The sequence below is a fragment of the Mesorhizobium sp. M0292 genome (assembly GCF_040321695.1).
Classification (GTDB): domain Bacteria; phylum Pseudomonadota; class Alphaproteobacteria; order Rhizobiales; family Rhizobiaceae; genus Mesorhizobium.
In genome coordinates this window covers 85691-102889 of sequence record NZ_JAMYSB010000017.1, presented here as the reverse complement: position 1 = coordinate 102889, position 17199 = coordinate 85691, and the positions used below count along the sequence as shown (strand labels likewise).

At 64.7% G+C, this 17199-nt stretch carries 15 protein-coding genes and 1 pseudogene; 7 read left to right on the top strand and 9 right to left on the bottom strand.

Translation table 11 applies throughout. From position 1 onward, the window contains the following. Nucleotides 1–27 precede the first annotated feature (27 nt). Nucleotides 28–951, bottom strand: a pseudogene (locus NKI96_RS23510) (Ivy family c-type lysozyme inhibitor). A 64-nt stretch (nucleotides 952–1015) separates the two neighbouring features. Further along, nucleotides 1016–1621 (bottom strand): 3-isopropylmalate dehydratase small subunit, encoded by a 606-nt coding sequence (gene leuD, locus NKI96_RS23505; RefSeq protein ID WP_023730275.1) that lies wholly within the window; start codon nucleotides 1619–1621, stop codon nucleotides 1016–1018. A 164-nt stretch (nucleotides 1622–1785) separates the two neighbouring features. Between leuD and NKI96_RS23500 the strand changes: the two genes are divergently transcribed. Both NKI96_RS23500 and NKI96_RS23495 read left to right on the top strand, forming a co-directional pair. Then, the gene (locus NKI96_RS23500) at nucleotides 1786–2211 is read left to right on the top strand and encodes a GNAT family N-acetyltransferase (protein ID WP_023730276.1); all 426 of its coding nucleotides are present in this window, start codon (nucleotides 1786–1788) and stop codon (nucleotides 2209–2211) included. Nucleotides 2212–2351: 140 nt separating this feature from the next. Then, entirely contained in the window at nucleotides 2352–3083 is a 732-nt protein-coding gene (locus tag NKI96_RS23495; RefSeq protein WP_023715738.1) for a DUF72 domain-containing protein, read from the top strand. A 204-nt stretch (nucleotides 3084–3287) separates the two neighbouring features. On the opposite strand, the gene NKI96_RS23490 is transcribed toward NKI96_RS23495, so the two are convergent. From NKI96_RS23490 to NKI96_RS23475, 4 genes are read right to left on the bottom strand one after another with little or no spacing between them, the layout of a single operon-like run. Further along, nucleotides 3288–4454, bottom strand: a complete 1167-nt coding sequence (locus NKI96_RS23490; RefSeq protein ID WP_023730278.1) for an NAD(P)/FAD-dependent oxidoreductase — start codon at nucleotides 4452–4454, stop codon at nucleotides 3288–3290. 23 nt (nucleotides 4455–4477) lie between these two features. Beyond that, nucleotides 4478–6073: a sensor histidine kinase gene (locus NKI96_RS23485; RefSeq protein WP_023821934.1), complete on the bottom strand. Its 1596-nt coding sequence runs from the start codon at nucleotides 6071–6073 to the stop codon at nucleotides 4478–4480. Next, nucleotides 6061–6756 carry a response regulator transcription factor gene (locus tag NKI96_RS23480; RefSeq protein WP_023730280.1) on the bottom strand — a complete coding sequence of 232 codons (696 nt, stop codon included), beginning with the start codon at nucleotides 6754–6756 and terminating at the stop codon, nucleotides 6061–6063. The genes NKI96_RS23485 and NKI96_RS23480 overlap by 13 nt, the downstream gene beginning before the upstream one ends. Nucleotides 6757–6760: 4 nt before the next feature. Further along, the gene (locus NKI96_RS23475) at nucleotides 6761–8287 is read right to left on the bottom strand and encodes a DUF4153 domain-containing protein (protein WP_352806416.1); all 1527 of its coding nucleotides are present in this window, start codon (nucleotides 8285–8287) and stop codon (nucleotides 6761–6763) included. 653 nt (nucleotides 8288–8940) lie between these two features. Here NKI96_RS23475 and NKI96_RS23470 point away from each other — a divergent pair. Then, on the top strand, nucleotides 8941–9822 hold the full coding sequence (locus tag NKI96_RS23470) for an HpcH/HpaI aldolase/citrate lyase family protein (RefSeq protein WP_023694563.1): 882 nt from the start codon (nucleotides 8941–8943) through the stop codon (nucleotides 9820–9822). A gap of 39 nt (nucleotides 9823–9861) precedes the next feature. Then, nucleotides 9862–10068, top strand: a complete 207-nt coding sequence (locus NKI96_RS23465; RefSeq protein ID WP_023673921.1) for a DUF1737 domain-containing protein — start codon at nucleotides 9862–9864, stop codon at nucleotides 10066–10068. 33 nt (nucleotides 10069–10101) lie between these two features. Here the strand turns inward: NKI96_RS23465 and NKI96_RS23460 are convergent, their stop codons facing one another. The 3 genes from NKI96_RS23460 to NKI96_RS23450 all read right to left on the bottom strand — a co-directional run bounded on the left by NKI96_RS23460 (nucleotide 10102) and on the right by NKI96_RS23450 (nucleotide 11201). Next, entirely contained in the window at nucleotides 10102–10383 is a 282-nt protein-coding gene (locus NKI96_RS23460; RefSeq protein ID WP_023673920.1) for a helix-turn-helix domain-containing protein, read from the bottom strand. Between the two features lie 9 nt (nucleotides 10384–10392). Then, complete coding sequence (locus NKI96_RS23455; RefSeq protein WP_023673919.1) at nucleotides 10393–10713, bottom strand: type II toxin-antitoxin system RelE/ParE family toxin; 321 nt, start codon at nucleotides 10711–10713, stop codon at nucleotides 10393–10395. Between the two features lie 65 nt (nucleotides 10714–10778). Next, nucleotides 10779–11201 (bottom strand): metallopeptidase family protein, encoded by a 423-nt coding sequence (locus NKI96_RS23450; protein WP_023673918.1) that lies wholly within the window; start codon nucleotides 11199–11201, stop codon nucleotides 10779–10781. A 221-nt stretch (nucleotides 11202–11422) separates the two neighbouring features. Here NKI96_RS23450 and NKI96_RS23445 point away from each other — a divergent pair, with 221 nt between their 5' ends. From NKI96_RS23445 to NKI96_RS23435, 3 genes are read left to right on the top strand one after another with little or no spacing between them, the layout of a single operon-like run. Then, the gene (locus NKI96_RS23445; protein WP_023694564.1) at nucleotides 11423–12475 is read left to right on the top strand and encodes an ImuA family protein; all 1053 of its coding nucleotides are present in this window, start codon (nucleotides 11423–11425) and stop codon (nucleotides 12473–12475) included. Further along, entirely contained in the window at nucleotides 12417–13895 is a 1479-nt protein-coding gene (locus NKI96_RS23440) for a DUF6504 family protein (protein ID WP_023726695.1), read from the top strand. Before NKI96_RS23445 ends, NKI96_RS23440 begins: the two co-directional genes overlap by 59 nt. After that, nucleotides 13892–17164 carry an error-prone DNA polymerase gene (locus NKI96_RS23435; protein ID WP_352806411.1) on the top strand — a complete coding sequence of 1091 codons (3273 nt, stop codon included), beginning with the start codon at nucleotides 13892–13894 and terminating at the stop codon, nucleotides 17162–17164. The genes NKI96_RS23440 and NKI96_RS23435 overlap by 4 nt, the downstream gene beginning before the upstream one ends. The last annotated feature ends 35 nt before the right edge of the window (nucleotides 17165–17199 follow it).

The window sequence follows — 17199 nt, the reverse complement described above, 5'->3', positions numbered from 1 at the left end:
CGAGTGTTCGCCGCGCTGCCGCAAACCCTAGTTCCCCGACTCCTGCGCCTTGTCCATTGCTTCCTTCACATCCGCCGGCCAGTCCGCCACCGGCGGCCAGGCCTGCGGCTCGCCATTGTCGCCGCGGCGGGCGAAGTAGAGCGTGTGCTTGGCCGGGTCGACCGCCATGAAACCGTCATTGCTGCCGCATGCGTGCGGCACGCAGCCGGTGGCGTAGAAGGCGCCCGACGCCGTCTTTTCGGTGCCGCCGCCGACCAGCAGGCTGGTCGCCATGTCGGGCATGGTGTCGCCGAGCAGCGTCTGCGCCGCCTTGTAGACGGCCTCATTGTGGAAGGCGTCGATGATGTTCTGGTATTTGGCCGGATCGACGTCCTTCTAGTCCGTACCCGGCTCCGGCGCGTAGGTCAGGTCGCCCGAGATCGTCAGCCCGTCGCTGGGTGACCATTGCAGCGCTTGCTTCGTATCGCCCGGCAACAGATACGGCACGAAATAGATGGCGTTGTCGGCCACCGCCGCCGGCGGCGCGCCGCATTCGTCCTGTTCGACCTTGAGGCTTTGTATCTCGCCGCCTTCCGGCTTCCAGACGATGACCTTGGCCGGGCCGCACTGGTTGCCGCCGTCGCCGACATCGACCAGCGCCACGTTGACGCCGCCGACCTTGACTGTTCTGTCGAAGAACACGTCGTAATTGCTGGCCAGCTGCTTGCCGTCATAGGCCAGCACCTTTTCGCCATCCTGCTCTGGCTCGGTAATGGTCAGCTGCCCGCCCTCGAACGGGACCGGCCCCTGGCTGTCATCGTCCGCCAGGGCCGCATTGCTCGACGCGCCCGGATCGGCGGCGGACGGATCTTCTGCCGGCACGAGGACCGTGTCGGTCTGTGCTTGCGCGCCGGCCACCGGCATCAGCATCCACGCCAGCGCGCAGGCGCCGGCAAGAAGAAAACGTGTCATGACTGTCCCCTCCGTTCAGCCGCCACGAACCCGGCTTTGTGGCGGCCGGGCCATCTCGTACCACTCAGGCCCAAGGACGCTCGGCAGCGTTCTTCTTCTCGAACGAGGCGATGGCGCCGGCCTTCTCCATGGTCAGGCCGATATCATCGAGACCGTTCAGCAGGCAGTGGCGCTTGAAGTCGTCGAGGTCGAAGGTGACCACGCCGCCGTCGGGGCCGCGGATTTCCTTGGCCTCGAGGTCGACCGAAACCGTCGCATTGGAGCCGCGCGAGGCGTCGTCCATCAGCTTCTCCAAGTCTTCGGCGCTGACGGTGATCGGCAGGATGCCGTTCTTGAAGCAGTTGTTGTAGAAAATGTCGGCGAACGAGGTCGAGATGACGCAGCGAATGCCGAAATCGAGCAGCGCCCACGGCGCGTGTTCGCGGCTCGAACCGCAGCCGAAATTGTCGCCGGCGACCAGGATCTGCGCCTTGCGGTAGGCTGGCTTGTTGAGCACGAAGTCGGGGTTTTCCGAGCCATCGTCCTTGTAGCGCATTTCGGCGAACAGGCCGCTGCCGAGCCCGGTGCGCTTGATCGTCTTGAGATAATCCTTGGGGATGATCATGTCGGTGTCGACATTGACGATCGGCATCGGTGCGGCGACGCCGGTGAGCTTGGTGAATTTTTCCATGGCTTTTGCCCGTTCTTGATCGATAATTCGTTGCGTCAGGGTTTGCTGCGCCCGGTTTACACAAAGCCGCCGGCAAATAAAAGGCAACTGTTGGTGCGCGGCCCGATCGAAAGATCGGCGGCAAACGTCTTTAAAACCGGCTGCCGTTGGTGCACCTTGCGCCCATGACCGCACAATCGAAGATTATCTATGCCAGGGAGCCTGAGCTCGACGTCGCCGAGTTCCGCCGCGTGCTGGTCGAATCCACGCTCGGCGAAACACGCCCCGTCGATGACGACGCCCGGCTGCAGGCGATGCTTTCGGGCGCGAACCTGGTGCTCACGGCGCGGCTCGACATCGAAGGCAGGCCGCTGATCGGCGTTATCAGGGCCATCACCGATTTTTCCTGGGTGTGCTACGTCTCAGAGCTCGCCGTGTCGCAATCGGCGCAAGGCGTCGGCATCGGCAAGGGCCTGATGGACGAGGCCCGCCGGCAGCTTGGGCCTTCGGTCGCCATCAGCCTGATCTCGATGCCTGACGCCGTCGGCTTCTATGAGCGTATCGGCATGAAGCGCATGCCCGACGCGTTCTGGTTCTCACGCAAGGGCTGACGTCGCGTCAGAAGCAATCGCCGATAGGGACCGGGCGGCGGGCAAGGTTCTCGGGCAATGCGGAACGGTGTTCAGGACCCCGCGGAGCAACGCCTCCTTGTCGCCCTTGACCCGCGCTTCATCCGGTCCAAATCCGCAGCATGGGAAATCGCCGATCTCTGATAGGCACCGCCGGATGGGGAATTCCGTCTCGATACAAGGCTGACTTTCCGCAGCCCGGGTCGCATCTCGAACGTTACGCAAAATGCTTTCCGGTCGTGGAAATCGACACCTCCTTCTACAAACCGCACCGCCGCGAGACCTATGAGCGCTGGGCGCACGCCGTGCCGGAGCACTTCCGCTTCGCGGTCAAGGCACCGAAGAGCATGACCCATGAGCATCGCCTCGCCGATTGCGAGGGGCTGACAGAGGACTTTCTCGGGCAGGTCGAAGGTCTCGGCGAAAAGCTGAGCGTGCTTCTGGTGCAGCTGCCGCCAAGCCTGCCCTTCGAGCCGGAGGTCGCCGGCGGCTTCTTCGACATGTTGGGCAGGCGTAGCCTGGCAAGGCTGGCATGCGAGCCGCGCCATCCCAGCTGGTTCGGTGCCGAGGCGGACGCACTGCTCGCCGGTCACCAGGTCGCACGGGTCGCCGCCGACCCGGCTTCGGTTCCGGAGGCAGCAGGGCCGGGTGGCTCGCCCGGCCTTGCCTATTTCCGCTGGCACGGCGCGCCGCGCATCTACTATTCGGGTTACGATGCCGAAACGCTAGACCGGTTTGCGCGGCAAGTGGAAGCAGCGGCCGCTTCCGGTGCCGAGGTCTGGGGCATTTTCGACAACACGGCCGCCGGGCATGCACTGGGCAACGCGATGGCTGTCAGTGCGATGGTTGCTTAGACTCTCGCGGGACAGCACCCCCCTCTGGCCTGCCGACCATCTCCCCCGCAAGGGGGGAGATCAGATGCCGCGACCGCTTTCGCCAATCGCCGACGTTGCAAGAATGGCGCCTTCGCCGAAGCTGCCAATCTCCCCCCTTGCGGGGGAGATGCCCGGCAGGGCAGAGGGGGGTGGGCGGGAACTCGACAGTGAGCTTTTGCCGCCTCAAATCACATTCAATTCCCGGAACGCCCTTCCCTCAGCCACTCTGGCGTACCCAAACGCCGAGCAATCCACCGTCCGATACCCGCCATGCACCAACAACTCCGCCAGCGCCTTGCCGACGGCCGGCGCCTGCTGCAGGCCGTGGCCTGAAAATCCGTTGGCGAAGATGAAATTGCCGACCTCGGGATGCGGGCCGATCACCGCATTCTGGTCGAGCGTGTTGTAGTCGTAGTGGCCGGCCCAGGCGCGTGTCGGCTTGATCGCCTCGAAGGCAGGGATACGGGTTGCCAGCACGGGCCAGATCACCTCTTCGAACAGCGGCCAGTCGACGTCGAAATCCCTGGGGTCGGCGGGGCCATCGCCCTCCTCCGGTTCGGCGCCGCCGGTGAGATAGACCGAGCCTTCAGGCCGGACATAGATGCCGGATGGGTCGACCAGCAGCGGCATGTCGACGTATTTTTCCCGCGCCTCGAAGACGAAAACGTTGCGCTTGCGCGGCTCGACGGGCAGCACGAGCCCCGCCATGCCGGCCACCTTGCCGGCATTCGGCCCGGCGGCGTTGACGACGATGCCGGCTTGCAGTCTTTCGCCATTGTCGAGGTCCACTCCGGTGGCGCGGTTGCCCTGCCTCTCAATGCCGGTGACGTCGGCGGCGATGAAATCTATTTGTCTGTCACGCAATGCCTTGCGAAACAGCGTCAACATGGCATGAGCGTCGAACCAGCCCTCGCCGGTACGGCCGAAGGCGCCGGCGCTGATGCCTTCGGTCGACAGCCATGAAAAGCGCTTTGCCAGCTGGTCGGCGTCCTCGAGCAGAATGTCGGCGCCCTCGGCGACCTGCGCCTCGTGGTTGGCTTTCAGGATCGGCAACCCGGCGTCGCCGGCCAGGATGAGATAGCCGCCTTCGCGAAAACCGATATCGGCGTCGGTGCCGAAGGTCTCCTTCAGCCGCCGGAACAGGTTGAGCGTGAACTGCGACAGCCGGATATTTTCCGGAATCGAGAATTGCTGACGGATCGAGGCCATGGACAGCGTCGTTGCCGCATGGGCGAATTGCGGGTCGCGTTCGATCAGCGCGATGGAGCCGGAAAAGCCTTCCTCGCGAAGGTAGTAGGCGACCGAGGAGCCGACGATGGCTCCGCCGATGATGACGATGTCGTAGCGCACTTTGTTCTCCGATCCACCAGCCCTCACGCGGCTGGCAAGGAAATCTCGAAGCGCGTGCCGCGCCCGGAGTCAACCAGCGCGATCGTGCCATCATGCGCTTTCAGGAGGGCCAGCACGATGCCGAGGCCCAGGCCGGTGCCGCCGGACTCGCGCCGCGTGGTGAAAAACGGCTCGAAAATGCGCGCCCTGTTGCTCGGCGAAATGCCGGCGCCATCATCGCTGATCGCAATCGTCACTTTGCCGTCGGCGCTGGCAGCCGCCAGCAAAACCTGGGTCGCGCCGTGCCTGGCGGAATTGTCGATCAGGTTGGCAAGCACGATCGCCGCATTCTCGGCCGAGATGCGCAGACCGGTTTCGCCGCCCGTCTCGATGGTCACAGCCAGCCTGCCGTCCACCGGCAGCAATGCCAGCGCCGCATCGAGCGATGTGCTTTCGCCGCTCGGCGCCAGGTTTTCCGCGCGCGCCAGATCGAGCAGGCGCCGTACCAGCAGATTGAGCCTTCCGGCATCGTTGACGATGTTGCCGGAAAACCGCTTGCGCTCTGCCGCGTCCATCGCCTCGACGGAATCGCGCAAGAGTTCGGCCGCGCCCTGGATCGCCGTCAGCGGCGATTTGAGCTCGTGCGAGACATGGGTGGCAAAGGTCTGGATCGAGTCGGAGCGCGCCTGCAGCTTTTCGGCCATGTCGAGGAAGGCGGCGGACAGCTCGGCCATTTCGCGCGTGCCGTGATGGTCGAGCGGCCGGATCGCGTCGCGGTCGCCGGCGGCGATGCGCCTCGTGCGCTCCATCAGCGCGTAGAGCGGCCGGCTGACGGTGCGCAGGAAGACCAGCGCGATCAGCAGCGTGCCGAACAGCATGGCGATGGCCGCCAGCGTCACCTTGCCGCGTTCGCCATAGAGATGCTTGACGATGTTGTTCGGCGTTCGAGACAGGTAGATCACGCCGGCGACATGGCCGTCGACCGCGATCGGCATGGCGACGAAGACGCGGACCTTGGTGCCCCGGCTGACCGAATAGAGCGGCGGCGGCGGCTGGTCGGGAATTCGTTGCCTGAGCGCGCTGGCATAGTGGCCGGTAAGGGCGGTGCGCACCTCCTCTACAAGGGCCAGCGACAGGCCGACCTCGTCGCGCCCGGCAATGACGACGCCATGCGGGTCAAGCAGCCGGAAGCCGGCCAGGGTGGTTTTCTGCGTGGTGTCGAGAATGCCCGACAGCCGCGCGCCGATCGCTGCAAAGGCCGGATCGGTGGCGGCAGCGACGCCGGCGGGCCGGGTCGGCAGCAAATAGTCGGAGGCGAGATCGAGGGTAGGCTCGATCGGCTGGTAAGGCGTGTCGTCGCCGCGGCTGGCTTCGCCGCTGTCAGCCTGCATCGGCACCCCAAGCTTCTCCGGGGCAATGGCGGCGTCACTGATATTCTGCGCATAGATGGCGGCGATGACGGCGCCTTGCGCGATCAACTCGCCCTCGGTCTGGCGGATCAGCTGGTTTTCATAAAGCCGGAAGAAGAACAAGCCGACCAGCGGCAGCGCCAGCACCATGATGAGGATGGCGAGGACCACCGTGGCCAGCCTTGGCCGCCATTTGGTGCCGATCCATTTGGCGTCGCTCAGGCGCCGCATCGGCCAAGCCGGAAACCGACGCCATGCACGGTTTCGATGGCGTCGAGACAGCCTGCCGCCGCCAGCTTGGCGCGGATGTTGCGGATGTGGCTATCGACGGTACGGTCGGCGACATGGATGTTGGCGGCATAGGCGCTAGCGACCACCAGGTCGCGCCCCAGCACATGCGCCGGCCGCGCCAGAAATCCTTTCAGGATCGAGAATTCGATCGCCGTCAGCGCCAGCGCCTTGCCGTCGAAACTGGCGCCGTGGCTGGCCGGCACCAGGCTGAGCTTGCCATGCGCGAAGTTCTTGTCGTCGACCGGGTCGGGCGCCACCGGGCGGGCGCGGCGCAGGATGACGTTCACGCGCGCCACCAGTTCGCGCGGGCTGAACGGTTTCGTCACGTAGTCGTCGCCGCCCATTTCGAGCCCGAGGATGCGGTCGATTTCCTCGTCGCGCGCGGACAGGAACAGAACCGGCACGTCGGAGCGCTGCCTCAGCCGCCGGCAGACTTCCAGCCCGTCCATCTCCGGCATGCCGATGTCGAGCACGACGAGGTCGGGCACGCGGCGCTCGATCGCCTGCAGGGCCGCGGCGCCGTCGGACACGGCCTGCGTCTTCATCCCGGCCTTTTCCAGCGCAAAGCAGATGACCTCGCGTATGTGCGGATCGTCGTCGGCGACCAGGATCTGATGCGGCATGGATCTAACGGTCCGGCACTGAAGGTTGCGAGGGCTGGGTAGGTGGAGGAAGCACGAGCGGACCTCTCTTGTCGAGAACCTGCACGAGCCTCCAGCCGCGAAAGCTCCAGGCGCGCCACTGCTTCTGCTCGGCGATAGTGTCGTCGATCATCATTTGGTCGGCCAGATAGGTGGTTTGGTTTCCGAATTGGTGCATGTAGAGGCGGTCCAGCGCCGGCATGGCGGCAGCGCCGAGCGAGCGCAGATATTCCGTATCGATAGGCGTGCCGTCGCCGGTCACTTCAAGGGAATGGTCGACATTGAAATTGGCGATCGTTGCGGCGAAGTTGATGAAGCAGCAGGCATAAAGCGTCGCCGATAGCGTCGCAAGATTGGCGGAGAGCAGCCATTCGTTGGATTTTCCAAGCGCGATGCGGACAATGATCAGTGCAAGCCCTGACGCCACCAACCCCATCCAGACGAAGGCGGCGATGCGCCAGTAGGTCAGTGCATAGACGCCGATATAGAGATCGAGCCTGAGAATCGACGAGATGACCAGCACGATGTTCTGCGCCACCCAGGCATAGACCAGCCGGCGGATCAGCGGATCGCCTGAGGTTTCGCTGCCCGGCCGCAGCGCCGCCAGCACGAAGCCGGCGGCCAGCAGCGCCGTGGCGATCAGCGGATAGGCACCGCGATGCGCATAGGCGGCATAGCTCAACCCGTCCGGCAGGGCGACCCCACCCCAGAGATAGGCTGCGTCGAGCCCGGTCTGCAGCGCAAACAAGGCGTTGAAGACGATCAGCGCGCGCAGGACCGCGGCCTTGCCGAAGACGACGGCCTCGATCGTTGTCGCTGGTTTAGTCGCGGCCGGTGCGGCCACGGCTGCAGGCGGCGTCAAAGGTGGAAGGCGGCGCGGGAAACGCGGCAGGCGAGGCCGCAGGAAAGCCCAGACGCCGGCGATCACGAACAGCCAGAAGACGATCCGCGCCAGTTGGATGAGATCGAGCAGCTTCATCAGGTCGATCAGCGACAGCCAGTATTCGATCACCGGATTGGCGGCGCCGAACAAGAACAGGAACACCGCGCCCAGCGTCACCGGCATGACCCAGACGATGATGGACGCCAGGCGGATGCGGCGGCCGCCAAGCCGGCGCACCGTGCGGCGCCAGTGGAAAAAGTCACGGATAAGGCGCAGCGGCGCCGCCAGCAGGAACAGCGCGACCTGGCCGGCAATGCGGGCGATGCCGTGCCGTAGCCGCCCGGACAGGGACAGCGCAAACACCACCAGCGCCACGACAGCTATCGCCACCGACAGCGGGCTGACGTTCTCGGCCAGCGGCAGCAGCGCGACGAACAAAGCGGCCGGCTTGAGCAAGGGTCGGGTGGAATTCAGCGCGGCAGGATGCACAGCGACCACCGCGCCGGCGATCAGGATGGCAAACAGCAGGACAGTGATCCCGGCGGGCTGGCCATAGAAGAAAAAATCCGCCAGGGCGACGAGCAGGACGGCGATGCCAAAGCGGCTGGAAAAGCTTGCAAACGATGTCATGCGCGGATTTTCCTGACGGGCTTGGTCCGCTCGGCCGGTGGGCGGATAAAAGGGAGCAGGCTCGCTTCCAGGTAAGGGCGGGCCTCCGTCCGGGGCGGATCCACCAACCACCAGCTTTCGCTGCGCAGGCGATAGGGCAGGGACCAACGGTGAGCGTTTCGCTGTTGCATGCCGCTGTTGTCGCGGGCTCGCATGGAAACGGCGGGGCGGAGCGGAGGAGGTTTTCCGCAGGGATGTGCAGTTTTCGTGCAGGACCTGCGCTTACGGCCGGGGCGCTGCCCGCCATCTTTCCGGACGTTGGCGCTGTCCCAGCCAGGCTCCTTTCCTCTCCCTCCGGAGGGGGGGAGAGGTGGCTCGGCGAAGCCGAGACGGAGTGGGGGAACCACCTGGCAATCGCCGCGAACGGACACAGGAAGGGCATTCGGTGCAAACATCGCCTCGCCTTGCGCCCCAAGGGTCGACATCCACTCCGTCGATCCCCGCTCCGTCGAGCTTCGCTCGACACCTCTCCCCCGATCGACGGGGGAGAGGAAAGGCCCCCCTTCCGCAACTGCTGCGGGACGGGCGGGGCAGTGCACGCTTTCGCGGTTGGCTCGTCATCAGGTACCGGTCGGACGCTTGCCTCACCCGCCCCCACGCGGCATAGATCGGCCATGACAAGCGAACCTTACCGCCCGCGCCGCTCGGTGCTTTACGTCCCCGCCTCCAACGACAAGGCGCTGGCCAAGATCGCGACGCTGGCCTGCGATGCCGTGATCATCGACCTCGAAGACGCCGTCGCGCCCTCAGACAAGATCGCCGCGCGGGACAAACTGGCCGGCATTTTCGCCAGCCGACCGAAACGCCGCTGCGAGATGATCGTGCGCGTCAACGCGCTGTCCAGCGAATGGGGCACTGAAGACCTGCTCGCCGCGGCAAAATTCGAGCCCGACGGCATCCTGTTGTCCAAGGTCGCCACGCCGCGCGATATCCTCGAAGTCGGCGACGTGCTCGACGACAATTTTGCCCCCGACAGCGTCAAGCTCTGGGCGATGATCGAGACGCCCAAGGCCATGCTCAACATCGGCGCCATTGCCGAACTCGGCCGCGACCCGGCCTCGCGCCTAGCTTGTTTCGTTGCCGGAACGAACGATCTGGTCAAGGAAACCGGCATTCTGGCGACGCCTGATCGGCGCTACCTCGTGCCTTGGCTGATGCAGATGGTGCTGGCGGCGCGGGCCGGCGGCATCGACATGCTCGACGGCGTCTCCAACGATTTTCGCGACCTCGACGCGTTTGCGCGCGAATGCACGGAAGACGCTGCCATGGGGTTCGATGGCAAGACGCTGATCCACCCCGCCCAGATCGAAACCGCCAACCGAGCCTTTGCGCCCGCGCCCGAAGCTCTGGCCGAGGCGCGCGCGGTGAAGGATGCCTTCGCCTTGCCAGAAAATGCCGGCAAGGGCGTGATTGCTTTGAACGGCAGGATGGTCGAGCGGCTGCACCTGGCGCAGGCCGAGAAATTGCTGGCGAAGGCCGCCGCCATCGGCGCATGATCCGCCCCGAAAAGACGAACTCACGACAGGATCTGACCCATGAGACTTTACCGCTTTTTGTCCGCCCCCGACGATTCAACCTTCTGCCACAAGGTGACCGCGGCGCTGAACAAGGGCTGGCACCTGTACGGCTCGCCGACCTACGCCTACGACAAGAAGACCAAATCGATGCGCTGCGGCCAGGCGGTGGTGAAGGATATCGACGGCCAGGAATACGGGCCGGATACGAAGCTGAGTGATTGGTAGCCGAGCTTTGCCAGCCTGTTGTCTAAGACAGCGCTAGGCTGCCTCGGCAATATCAAGACGCACTGTAAGTCCGGCCTGTGTGGCCAGATTGATCAAGGTGTCCAGACTAAAATTCGCGATCCTGCCCCGCAGAAGATCGCTAAGGCGTGGCTGGGTAATCCCGAGTCGGTTGGCTGCTTCGGCTTGGGTAACGTCCCAACTCCGCACCCGCTGTTCGATCGCGATCAGCAAATTGGAGCGCATAGTCATGTTGGCGGACTGAGCCGGGGTGTCTTCCAGCGCATCCCAGACATTTTCAAAGCTTTGACGTTCCATGAGCATGTCTCACTGAATTTGCCTGAACCGCGATGCGGCAAGAGCCAGGTCTCGTTTCGCCGTCTGTTGCGTCTTCTTCTGGAAGGCGTGCAAGACAAAGACGGCGTCACCTATGCTGGCGACGTAAAGCACCCGGAACGCGCCAGCATCGTCTCGGACACGGATTTCCCGTACGCCTAGGCCTATCGTCGTCATCGGCTTCCAATCGCTTGGCTCAAATCCGAGTTGAACCTTGTGCAGTTGAACGCCCGTTTCCTTGCGCACCGCCTCTGGAAAAGCCCGGAGCTTGGCAAGAGAATCTCCAAGAAACTCCAGTCGCTTGGTGGGCATACAGGCTTTATATCAAAACTTGTATAATTTCACAAGCAGGCTCGCCACCTGAATATCGCACAGCCTTACTCCGCCGCCTCTTCAAGCTTTTCCATATCGTCGTCCGACAGGCCGAAATGGTGACCGATCTCGTGGATCAGCACATGGGTGACGATGTCGCCCAGCGTCTCTTCGTTCTCGGCCCAGTAGTCGAGGATGGCGCGGCGGTAGAGGGTGATGCGGTTCGGGCCTTCGCCGGTCTGCGGGTTCCAGCGCTCGGCGATGCCGCGGCCCTCGAACAGGCCGAGCAGGTCGAACGGCGTCTCCAGCGACAGATCGTCCATGATCTCGTCGGTCGGGAATTCGGCGATCATGATGACGATCTCGCCGGTCAGCTTGCGAAAATCGTCGGGCAGATGTGCGTACGCCTCCAGCGCCAGAAACTCGATCTCCTCGATCGAAGGCGAGAGTTCATCGTGCCAGGTGCGGGTCTTGTAGATGCGGGCCATGCTTTGTCCTTTGATCCGGCATATAGGCTTTCCCTCCGGACTCGGCAAATGGACGGGTACCTGGCCAATTCTTTGCGCCGAATGGCTGCGACCAAAGTCCAAGGTTGGCCTCGCCACCTTTGATCAAGGAATAAATTCCTTCTGACTCCGCTTGACTCTTTCGGCACCCTCTGGAATCTATAAGAACATAACAGGAACAATTATGAGAGAAATTGACCGTCATGGCGACATCAGCCGTGGCGCGGGAGACTGTTTTTGCCCTGCGCCGCCAGATCGCGAAGATCGAGGGAACGCTGCCCGAGCGCCTGGCCGCGCCGGCCGGCGAGCGACCTCGTGCGCGCGCTGACAGCGCTATCGGCGGTGCGCCCGAACCTAATGCCGATGTCACCATCATCCGGCGCGGGCTTGCCGTGGCTTCGCCGAATGCTTTCCTGGCGACCGGCGTCGAGCACCTCGATGCGGCGCTGAGCGGCGGCCTGCCGAAAGCCGCCTTGAGCGAAATCCATGGCCTTGAGACCCGCAATGCCGGGGCCGTCGCCGGCTTTGTACTGTCGCTGGTCAGCCTGATCCTCAAGGGCCAGCCCTTGCCCGTGCTGTGGATCGGCACATCGGAGATTTTTCGCGAGGCCGGCTTTCCCTATGCCAGGGGATTGCAGGGCATGTTCGGTATCGCACCGGAGCAGTTGCTGTTTTCCGAGGCGCCGAAACTCACCGATGCGCTGTGGGTAGCCGAGGAGGCCGCCAAGATGACGGCGCTCGCCGCAATCATTCTCGAGATCCGTGGCAGCCCGCAGCGGCTCGACCTCACCGCGACGCGCCGGCTGCACGCGCGCGCCCAAAACGCCGGCCGGCCGGTGTTCCTGCTGCGCCAGGCCGGCGAAGCCGAGCCGACCGCCGCCCCGGTGCGCCTCATCGTGTCGGCTGCACCAGCGAAATCGCGCCGGACGATCGCCGGGCCGCTTGCCGGCTCGATCGGCCACCCTGCCTTCACCGTCAGCATCGGCAAGAGCCGCACCGCTCTGCCTGGACAATTCACACTGGAGTGGAACCCCGATGAACACGCATTCGAAGAAAGAAAGCCCCGCGAAAAACGGGCAGAGAATTCTGTCGCTGTGGTTCCCGCATCTGGCGGCAGAACGGATCCTGCGCCAGCGCCTGGGACGGTCGTGGCGTTCCCGGCCTTCGGATCATCTGCCGCCATCTCACCCACCGCTCGTGATCAGCCATCGCGACCGCAACGCCCAGCGCATATCGGCCCTCGACGAGCGGGCTGAGGCGCTGCATCTGAAGCCTGGCATGGGCATTGCCGATGCGCGCGCCATGCATCCCTCGATCGACATCGTCGAGGCCGATCCGGACGCCGATCGCCGGCTGCTCGAAGGCCTCGCCGACTGGTGCGATCGCTATACGCCGCTGGTGGCGCTCGACGGTACTGATGGCCTTTATCTCGACGTCACCGGCTGCACGCATCTGTTCGGCGGCGAGCGCGCCATGCTGGACGACATCCTTGCGCGGTTTTTCCAGCAGGGTTTCGATGTCCGCGCCGGGTTGGCCGCGACGCCGGGTGCAGCCTGGGCGGCGGCGCGCTTCTGCGGCAACCGCATCGTTGTCTCCGGCGAGGAGGAAGCGCTGCTCGCCCCCTTGCCGCTGGCGGCACTGCGCATCGAGGCCGATATCCGCGCCAGCTTGGAAAGCGTCGGCCTGCGGACCGCCGGCGCGGTCATGGCAGCGCCGCGCGCGCCGCTCGCCCGTCGCTTCGGCGCGACCTTGCTGTTGCGGCTCGACCAGGCGCTCGGCCGCCTCGACGAGGCGGTATCGCCGCGCCTGCCCGTGGCCCCGCTTTCGGTCGAACGCCACCTGGCCGAGCCGGTCGTGCTGACCGCCGAGATCGAACGGCTGGTGCTCTTGCTGGCGGTGACGCTGAAGGCCGATCTCGAACGCCGCGGCGAAGGCGCAAGGATGCTGGCGCTGCTTTTGTTTCGCGTCGACGGCGCCGTCAGCCGCATCGCTGTCGGTACCTCGCGACCGTTGCGCGAACCCAAGCTTATCCAGCGCCTGTTCCATGAGCGGCTGGCCGCGCTCGAACAGGACATCGATGCCGGCTACGGCTTCGACCTGGTGCGGCTTTCGGTGCTGGCGGCCGCCGGCTTCGACATGCAGCAGGCCGATTTGACCGGCGAGACCGAGGATTACGGCGCCGACATGGCACTCTTTGCCGACCGCATCCGCGCCAGGCTCGGCGACAGTGCGGTGCTGAAACCGGTCGCCCTCGAGAGCCATCTGCCGGAGCGCGCCATTGCCACCATCCCGTTCTCGGAAGCGCCACAACGCAAAACACCGCTCAGGAAGCCGGGCTCGAAAGACGCGCCGCGCGCAACCATCTTCCCGCCGGAACGGCCGATCCGGCTGTTCCGTTCGCCCGAGCCGATCGAGGTGCCGGCCACCGAAATGCCTGAGGGTCCGCCGATGAATTTCCGCTGGCGCCGCGCGCTCTACCGGGTCGCGCGCGCCGAGGGGCCGGAACGCATCGCGCCGGAATGGTGGCGTGAAACGTCAAGCGATCCGCTCACATCGACGCGTGACTATTTCCGGATCGAGGATGCCGACGGCCGCCGCTACTGGCTCTACCGGCAAGGCCTCTATGGCAACCCGCAGGTGCCGCCGCGCTGGTTCATGCATGGGGTCTTCGCATGAACGCGCTGACCGTCATCCCCTATGCGGAATTCGGCATCCAGTCGAACTTCTCCTTCCTGCGCGGCGCCTCCAAGCCGGAGGAGCTGGTGGTGGCGGCCAAATTCCTCGGCTTTTCCTCGATCGGACTGGCAGACCGCAACACGGTGGCCGGCGTCGTGCGCGCCTGGCAGCAGGCCAAGGTCGAGAAGCTCGCCTATCACCCCGGTTGCCGCCTGGTGTTCGGCGACGGCACGCCGGACATTCTCGCCTATCCGCAGAACCGCAAGGGCTGGGGCCATCTCTGCCGCATGCTGACGCAAGCCAATTTGCGCGATGAAAACGAGAAGGGCGCGACCCTTCTCCAGCGCAGCGACCTGCTCGAATGGGGCGACCTGCTGTCGCTGGCGGTGCTGCCGGATCTCTCGGCGAATGCCGACGATCCCCTGGCATTGGTCCGTCAACTGAAAGACCGTTTCGGCGCTAATTTGCGGCTAGGCATGGCGCCGGATTATCGCGGCAATGACCGTTTCCGCATCGAGCAGGCGGCGGGCATGGCGGACATCGCCGGCGTGCCGCTGATGGCGACCAACGACGTGCTTTATCACAGCGCCGAGCGCCGCTCGCTGCAAGATGTGCTCACCGCCATCCGCCTCAATTTGCCGGTCGCCGAGGTCGGGCTGGAGCTGACGGCCAACGCCGAGCGCCATCTGAAGCCGCCGCTGGAAATGGCCCGTCTCTTCCGCCGCCATCCACCGGCGCTGGCCGAGACGCTGCGCTTTGCCGGCGAACTGACCTTCTCGCTCAGCGACCTCCAGTACAATTATCCCGACGAGCCGACGCAATCAGGGCTTGGGCCGCAGGCCGAGCTAGAGCGTCTGGCCAGGGAGGGGGCCGCCACGCGCTATCCGGCGGGCGTCCCCGCTTCCGTCTTGCAGCGCATCAGTGAGGAGCTCGCTCTGATCGAGCGTCTGAATTATGCGCGCTATTTCCTGACCGTTTACGACATCGTCCAGTTCGCCCGCAATGAGGGCATTCTGTGCCAGGGCAGAGGCTCGGCCGCCAACTCGATCGTCTGCTACTGCATCGGCATCACCGAGGTCGGCCCCGAGCGCATCGACACGTTGTTCGAGCGCTTCATTTCCGAGGAGCGCAACGAGCCGCCCGACATCGACGTCGATTTCGAGCATGAGCGGCGTGAGGAGGTGATCCAGTACATCTACTCCAAATACAGCGCCAAGCGCACCGCGCTGGCTGCCGCCGTCATCAGCTATCGCGCCCGCTCGGCGCTGCGCGAGGTGGCCAAGGCCATGGGCCTGTCGGACGATGTCCGCATTGCGCTCTCCAGTTCGATCTGGGGCTGGTCGACCTCGGAGCTCGGCGAGAAGGAGGCGCATGCCGGCGGCCTCGACCGCAACGAGACCTCGACCCGTCACGTGATCGCCCACGCCAACGAGATCATGGGCTTTCCCCGGCATCTGTCGCAGCATGTCGGCGGCTTCGTCATTACCCGCGACCGGCTCGACGAGATCGTCCCCATCGTCAAGACGGCGATGGAGGCGCGCAAGATGGTCGAGTGGGATAAGGACGATCTCGACGCGGTGAAGATCCTGAAGGTGGATATTCTGGCGCTTGGCATGCTGACCTGCCTGAAGCGCGCCTTCACCTTGCTCACCGACCATTATCCGAAGGCCCGGGATGATTACGGCCGACCCTATGTGCTGGCCACCCTGCCGCCGGAAGAGAACGACGTGTACGACATGATCTGCCGCGCCGACACGCTCGGCGTCTTCCAGATCGAATCGCGCGCGCAGATGTCGATGCTGCCGCGTCTACGCCCGCGCGAATTCTACGACCTGGTCATCGAGGTGGCGATCGTGCGGCCCGGCCCGATCCAGGGCGACATGGTGCACCCCTATCTGCGCCGTCGGCAGGGCAAGGAAGCGGCTGAATATCAAAAGCCAGAGCTGGAGGCTATTCTCAAGAAGACACTCGGCGTGCCGCTGTTTCAGGAACAGGCGATGAATATTGCAATCGTCGCCGGTGGTTTCAAACCCGGCGAAGCCGACGAACTACGCCGCGCCATGGCCACCTTCAAGCGCACCGGCACCATCGGCAATTACCGCCAGCGCATGATCGACGGCATGGTCGGCAAGGGATACACCAAGGACTTCGCCGAGCGCTGCTTCAAGCAGATCGAAGGCTTCGGCGAATACGGCTTTCCCGAAAGCCACGCCGCCTCCTTCGCTTTGCTCGTCTATGCCTCCTGCTGGTTCAAGACCTTTTATCCCGACGTGTTCTGCGCCGCGATCCTGAATTCGCAGCCGATGGGGTTTTACCAGCCGGCCCAGCTGGTGCGCGACGCGCGCGACCATGGCGTCGATATCCGCGACGTCGACGTCAATTTTTCCGACTGGGACTGCACCCTGGAGAAAGCCCAATTCGATCCGGGCCGCATCCTGGCGCGCCATGCCGAAATGCGCGGTGTCATCAAGACCCGGTGCGCCGTCCGGCTTGGCTTCCGTCAGATCAAGGGCTTGGCCGAGAAGCGTATGGAAGCTTTCACCGCGCGGCGCGGCGCCGGCTATACAAGCGTCAGGGATGTGTGGCTGCGCTCGGGCCTCGATGTCGGCGAAATCGAAAGACTGGCGCAGGCTGACGCCTTCCGCTCGCTCGGCCTCGACCGTCGTGAAGCCTTGTGGGCGGTGCGCGCGCTGGATGGCAAGAGCGCCGCCGAACGGCTGCCGCTGTTCGACCAGCCGGCGATCCGGCTGCGCGAACTCGAGCCCGAGACAAAACTGCCGACAATGCCGCTCGGCGAGCACGTCATCCACGACTACCGCGCGCTCGGCCTGTCGCTGAAGGCGCATCCGGTCGCCTTCCTGCGCGAGCGGCTCGACCGCGCCGGCGTCATTCCCAATGCCAATCTCGGCTCGGTGCGCGACGGCAGGCGGGTCTCGGTCGCCGGCCTGGTGCTGGTGCGGCAGCGGCCCGGCAAGGGCAATGCGATCTTCCTGACGCTGGAAGACGACAAGGCCGTCGCCAACGTCATTTTCTGGGAGCGGACCTTTACCCGTTTCCGGCCCATCGTCATGGGCGCGCGCTTCGTCAAGGTCACCGGCAAGCTGCAGTCGGAATCCGACGTCATCCACATCGTCGCCGAGAAGATCGAGGATTTGACGCCGTGGCTGACGGTGCTGCTGGAAGAGATGACGCCGGCTGCCCGGCCCGACATTGCCACCCTCTCGGACAAAGCTGAAAGGGTCATGCCCAAGGGGCGGAATTTTCAGTAGGCAAGTGCATGGCGGTCGGGAGCCCTTGACATTAA

Coding starts and splice junctions, on each gene's coding strand:
- NKI96_RS23435 (WP_352806411.1), top strand. CDS start 13,892: ATGAACGCGCTGACCGTCATCCCCTATGCGGAATTCGGCATCCAGTCG.
- NKI96_RS23470 (WP_023694563.1), top strand. CDS start 8,941: ATGACAAGCGAACCTTACCGCCCGCGCCGCTCGGTGCTTTACGTCCCC.
- NKI96_RS23460 (WP_023673920.1), bottom strand. CDS start 10,383: ATGGAACGTCAAAGCTTTGAAAATGTCTGGGATGCGCTGGAAGACACC.
- NKI96_RS23495 (WP_023715738.1), top strand. CDS start 2,352: ATGGGAAATCGCCGATCTCTGATAGGCACCGCCGGATGGGGAATTCCG.
- NKI96_RS23445 (WP_023694564.1), top strand. CDS start 11,423: ATGGCGACATCAGCCGTGGCGCGGGAGACTGTTTTTGCCCTGCGCCGC.
- NKI96_RS23500 (WP_023730276.1), top strand. CDS start 1,786: ATGACCGCACAATCGAAGATTATCTATGCCAGGGAGCCTGAGCTCGAC.
- NKI96_RS23480 (WP_023730280.1), bottom strand. CDS start 6,756: ATGCCGCATCAGATCCTGGTCGCCGACGACGATCCGCACATACGCGAG.
- NKI96_RS23450 (WP_023673918.1), bottom strand. CDS start 11,201: ATGGCCCGCATCTACAAGACCCGCACCTGGCACGATGAACTCTCGCCT.
- NKI96_RS23475 (WP_352806416.1), bottom strand. CDS start 8,287: ATGACATCGTTTGCAAGCTTTTCCAGCCGCTTTGGCATCGCCGTCCTG.
- NKI96_RS23485 (WP_023821934.1), bottom strand. CDS start 6,073: ATGCGGCGCCTGAGCGACGCCAAATGGATCGGCACCAAATGGCGGCCA.
- NKI96_RS23465 (WP_023673921.1), top strand. CDS start 9,862: ATGAGACTTTACCGCTTTTTGTCCGCCCCCGACGATTCAACCTTCTGC.
- leuD (WP_023730275.1), bottom strand. CDS start 1,621: ATGGAAAAATTCACCAAGCTCACCGGCGTCGCCGCACCGATGCCGATC.
- NKI96_RS23455 (WP_023673919.1), bottom strand. CDS start 10,713: ATGCCCACCAAGCGACTGGAGTTTCTTGGAGATTCTCTTGCCAAGCTC.